Annotated in this window: 5 protein-coding genes; all 5 read left to right on the top strand. The window is 63.7% G+C overall.

Annotated elements, in window-relative coordinates; genetic code table 11:
• A partial coding sequence (locus tag EN964_RS23470; protein WP_164775952.1) for an ABC transporter permease occupies positions 1–823 on the top strand: 823 nt, incomplete at its 5' end.
• Positions 824–825: 2 nt separating this feature from the next.
• A complete protein-coding gene (locus EN964_RS23465) occupies positions 826–1593 on the top strand; it encodes an ATP-binding cassette domain-containing protein (protein WP_023810655.1) in 768 nt (255 codons plus the stop codon).
• 111 nt (positions 1594–1704) lie between these two features.
• Entirely contained in the window at positions 1705–2700 is a 996-nt protein-coding gene (gene iolG / locus EN964_RS23460) for an inositol 2-dehydrogenase (RefSeq protein ID WP_027039991.1), read from the top strand.
• Between the two features lie 32 nt (positions 2701–2732).
• Positions 2733–3527 (top strand): SDR family oxidoreductase, encoded by a 795-nt coding sequence (locus tag EN964_RS23455; RefSeq protein ID WP_127270616.1) that lies wholly within the window; start codon positions 2733–2735, stop codon positions 3525–3527.
• A gap of 498 nt (positions 3528–4025) precedes the next feature.
• Positions 4026–5117 carry a 3-deoxy-7-phosphoheptulonate synthase gene (locus EN964_RS23440; RefSeq protein WP_127270608.1) on the top strand — a complete coding sequence of 364 codons (1092 nt, stop codon included), beginning with the start codon at positions 4026–4028 and terminating at the stop codon, positions 5115–5117.
• Positions 5118–5233: the final 116 nt, after the last annotated feature.

Here is a 5233-nt window from a genome sequence, read left to right as displayed (position 1 = left end):
GGTCATCATCACCGGCGGCATCGACCTGTCCTCAGGCTCGATCGTCGGCGCGACCGCCATGATCGCCATGAGCTTCGCTCAGGTGGCGACGGTCAACGGCAACCCCAATCCCAAGGCGATGTTCCTGGCGCAGGGCTGGACGGACCTGCCTGTCATCGTGCCGCTGCTGGTGGCGATCGCCTGCGGCCTGTTTGCCGGCCTCGTCAATGGCGCGCTGATCGCCTACACGCGCATTCCGCCGTTCATCGCCACGCTCGGCATGATGGTGACCGCGCGCGGCATCGCCAAATGGTGGTCCAAGGGCCAGCCGATCTCGTTTCCCACCGAGAGTTTCGCCGGCATCGGCAAAGGCCTGATGCCCGTCGTCATCTTCCTGTCGCTGGCCATCCTGTTCCAGCTGATCATGACCTACACCAGGTACGGCAAGCACTGTTACGCGATCGGCTCCAACGAGGATGCCGCGCGCATGTCCGGCATCAAGATCGCCAACCACAAGATCCTGGTCTACGTCATCGCCGGCATTCTCGCCGCGCTCGCCGCCGTGGTGCTGAGCTCCAAGAACCTGACCGCGCAGTCCGGCATGGGCGTGATGTACGAACTCGACGCCATCGCCATGGCGGTCATCGGCGGCGTCTCCCTGTCGGGCGGCCGCGGCTCGATCATCGGCACGGTGATCGGCTCGCTGATCTTCGGCGTCATCATCTCCGGCTTCACCTTCCTGCGCCTCGACGCCTACTACCAGGAGATGGTCAAGGGTGTGATCATCGTCGGTGCGGTGGTTCTCGACCAGTGGCGCCAACGCCTGCGGGCAATGAGGGCATGACCATGTCAGACATCGTCCTGAAGACTGAAAACCTGACCAAGCGCTATGGCGGCGTGCACGCGCTGGAAGGGGCGAATTTCGAACTGCGCAAGGGCGAGCATGTCGCCATCATGGGCGACAACGGCGCCGGCAAGTCGACCTTCGTGCGCCAGATCACCGGTGTCGAGCAGCGCACCAGCGGCCAGATCTGGTTCGACGGCAAGGAAGTGAATTTTGCCGGGCCGATCGAGGCTCGCACGGCGGGCATCGAGACCGTGTTCCAGAACCTGGCGCTGGCCGACGATCTCGACGTGCCTTCGAACCTGTTCCTCGGCCGCGAGAAGGTTTTGTTCAACCTCGGCCCGTTCTCGATCCTCGACCGCAAATACATGCGCAAGGCGACCGAGGCGGCGCTCGTCCGCACGGCGGTGAAGATCCCCAATCTGTCCAACACCATCCGCCACATGTCAGGCGGCCAGCGCCAGTGCGTGGCGATCGCCCGCACCGCGACCTTCGCCTCCAAGCTGATCATCATGGACGAGCCAACGGCTGCCCTTGGCGTGCAGGAGACCGCGCAGGTCGAAAACATCGTCCGTACGCTCAAGGACAATGGCGAGCCGCTGATCCTGATCAGCCACAATATGCGCCAGGTGTTCGATCTCTGCGACCGTATCGTCGTGTTCCGGCGCGGCCGCATCGTCGCCAATCTGCGCAAGGAGAACACCGACGGAAACGATATCGTCTCCTACATCACCGGCGCCAAGACCGGGGAGGCGGAACTCGCGGCCTAAACAGGATGGTCATCCTGTTTTCTGGCGCGCTCGAAAAATAGACTTGCCACCTTCCCCCAAAAGGAAGGTGCGGACACAACTCTCTCTAACCCATCCCCCAGAGGAAATATCATGACCGTTCGCTTCGCTCTCCTCGGTGCCGGCCGCATCGGCAAGGTCCATGCCCGCGCCGTCGGCTCCAATCCGCAGGCCAAACTGGTTGCCGTCGCCGATGCGTTCGAGAAGGCCGCCAAAGAGCTGGCGAGCGCCTATGGCGCCGAGGTGCGCAGCATCGAGGATATCGAGAAAGCCGGTGATATCGACGCCGTCGTCATCTGCACGCCGACCGACACCCATGCCGATCTGATCGAGCGCTTCGCCAAGGCCGGCAAGGCGATCTTCTGCGAGAAGCCGATCGACCTCAACGTCAAGCGCGTCGAGAAGTGCCTGGCCGTGGTCGAGAAGACCAAGGCGACGCTGATGGTCGGCTTCAACCGCCGCTTCGATCCGCACTTCGCCGCCGTGCGCAAGGCAATCGACGACGGCGCCATCGGCACCGTCGAGATGGTCACCATCACCTCGCGCGATCCCGGCGCGCCGCCGATCGACTACATCAAGCGCTCGGGCGGCATTTTTCGCGACATGACCATCCATGATTTCGACATGGCGCGCTTCCTGCTCGGCGAAGAGGTCGTGGCGGTCAGCGCCCATGCCTCGGTGCTGGTCGACAAGAAGATCGGTGCCGCCGGCGATTTCGATAGCGTCAGCGTCATCCTGGAAACCGCTTCCGGCAAGCAGGCGGTCATCTCCAATTCGCGCCGCGCCACCTATGGCTACGACCAGCGCATCGAGGTGCATGGCTCGAAAGGCATGGTTGCCGCCGAGAACCAGCGCCCGGTGTCGATCGAACTGGCCAACGAGAAGGGCTATACCCGCCCGCCGCTGCACGACTTCTTCATGACCCGCTATCTCGACGCCTACGCTATTGAGATCGCCGCGTTCATCACGGCCGCGACCTCGGGCAAGAAAGCGTCGCCGAGCGGTGCGGATGGGCTGGTGGCGCTGAAGCTGGCCGACGCGGCGCTGAAATCAGCAACGACCGGCAAGACCGTCCGTCTCGACAAGTAAGAACCGGAAACTAGGGTACAGGGAGCAGAGCGATGAGCACATCCGCCGATCGCAATTCGAAGACGCGCGCCATCGTCACCGGCGGCGCGCAAGGCATCGGCTTTGCCGTTGCCGAAGCGCTGGCCGACGAAGGTTGCCGGGCACTGGCGCTCATCGGCCGATCGCAGGAGAAGGGCGACAAGGCCGTCGCCCATTTCAAGAAGGCGGGCGTCGACGCGATCTTCATCAGCGCCGACGTGTCAAAAGTGGCGGACTGCAAGCGCGCGGTCGCCACCGCGATCTCGCATTTCGGCACCGTCAACGCGCTGGTCAACGCCGCCGCCACTTCGGCGCGCGGTTCTCTGGTCGAAACCTCCGAAGAGCTGTTCGATACGATTTTCGATACCAATGTGCGCGGCCCGTTCTTCCTGATGCAAGGCGTGGTGGCGCATCTCCTGGAAAAGAAGGCACCCGGCTCGATCGTCAACGTGCTGTCGATGTCGGCGCATACCGGCCAGTCGTTCCTGACGCCCTATTCAACCAGCAAGGGCGCGCTGATGACGCTGACCAAGAACGTCGCCAATGCCTATCGCTACAACCGCATCCGCTGCAATGCGGTGCTGCCCGGCTGGATGGACACGGAGGGCGAGGACATCGTGCAGAAGAAGTGGCACGATGCGCCGGACGACTGGCTGGCAAAGGCCGAAGCCGCGCAGCCGATGGGGCAATTGGTGAAGCCGGACCAGTTGGCGCGGCTGATCAGCTACATGGTCAGCCCGCAGTCCGGCGTCATGACCGGATCGCTGGTCGACTATGACCAGAGCATTGCGGGGTCGTCTCCGGAATAGGGTCAGCGTCGCGGCCGGCCCGTTTCTCCCCGTCACTATACGGGGAGAAATGCCCGGCAGGGCAATGAGGGCAGCGCCGACTTTGATAGTTAGAGGGTCGATTGAAGTCGGGGCTTTTTGGCCCTGTCCTATCCGTTGACGCAAGCGCCGCCCCTCACCTGCCTGCCGGCATCCTCTCCCCGTATAGTGACGGGGAGAGGAGCGCTCTCGCCAGCGATTTCGCCAACTCATCTACGGCACGTGACAAGCGCCTCCGCATCGACTATATGAACCTCATGATCAACCTGACCGCCACATATTGGTACTTTAGGAGCTCGCTGGCGGCGGGAGGATTGCGCTCGATCTGAAGATTGCAGCAACAAGATCCGAACAGCCGCCATACCTGGCGGCTTTTTTGTTTCAGCCGGCAGGTTCCCTCTAAATCAAAGAGGAGCATGATGTCGTCCGAAAACCGCTTCACACTTTTCGGCATCATGCTCTCGACAGGAGCAGAAAGCCGTGTTGACCACCACAGACGACCTCCGAGTCAAGGAAATCCGAGAACTGAGTACGCCGGACGAGGTGATGCGGGAGATCCCGCGCACTTTGACGGCGACGCGCACCGTCAGCGCATCGCGCAACGCAACCCATGCCATCCTGAACGGCACCGACGACCGGCTGCTCGTCATTGTCGGCCCGTGTTCGATCCACGATCCGGTCGCGGCCGTCGACTATGCCAGCCGTCTGGCGGCGCTGCGCGAGAGCCTGTCGGACCGGCTGGAGATCGTGATGCGGGTCTATTTCGAGAAACCGCGCACGACGGTCGGCTGGAAAGGCCTGATCAACGATCCCGACCTCGACGGCAGCTTCAACATCGACAAGGGGCTGCGGATGGCGCGCAACGTGCTGTCGGCCGTCAACAATCTCGGCCTGCCGGCGGCGACCGAATTCCTCGACATGACCACGCCGCAATACATTGCCGACCTGGTCGCCTGGGGCGCGATCGGCGCGCGCACGACCGAGAGCCAGATCCACCGCGAACTCGCCTCGGGCCTTTCCTGCCCGGTCGGCTTCAAGAACGGCACCGACGGCAATCTGCGCATCGCCGCCGAGGCGGTGAAATCGGCTGCCCAGCCGCATCATTTCATGGCGGTGACCAAGGGCGGCCGCAGCGGCATCGCCACGACCACGGGCAACGAGGACTGCCACGTCATCCTGCGCGGCGGCGTTCAGCCCAACTATGACGTGGCGAGCGTCGAAGCCGCCGCTGTGGAACTCGCCCGCATCGGCGTTGCGCCCAGGCTGATGATCGATGTCAGCCACGCCAACTCGGCCAAGAAGCCCGAGAACCAGCCCAAGGTCGCGGCAGATGTCGCCGGCCAGGTCGCGGCAGGCGACGAGCGCATCATCGGCCTGATGATCGAGAGCAATCTCGTCGCCGGCCGGCAGGACGTGGTGCCGGGCAAGCCGCTGCTCTATGGCCAGAGCATCACCGATGGCTGCATCGACTGGGCGACCACCGAGACGGTGCTGCACGGCCTTGCCGGCGCCGTCGAGTGGCGCCGCTCGGCACGCCGCGCCATGATCGACAACCGGCAGGGAGCCGCTTGAGCCACTATTGCCGGCCTTTGCCCGGCACCACGTCCTGCCGGCCGGCGACGAGATTGCTCTCGATCATCAGGCCGATGATGCGCTCGTCGCCTGCCGCGACCTGGCCGGCGACATCT

Origin of the sequence: Mesorhizobium sp. M7A.F.Ca.CA.001.10.2.1, from assembly GCF_003998575.1 — a bacterium.
Lineage (GTDB): Bacteria > Pseudomonadota > Alphaproteobacteria > Rhizobiales > Rhizobiaceae > Mesorhizobium.
The sequence above is the reverse complement of the archived record's forward strand: the minus strand, read 5'-3'. Positions and strand labels throughout refer to the sequence as shown.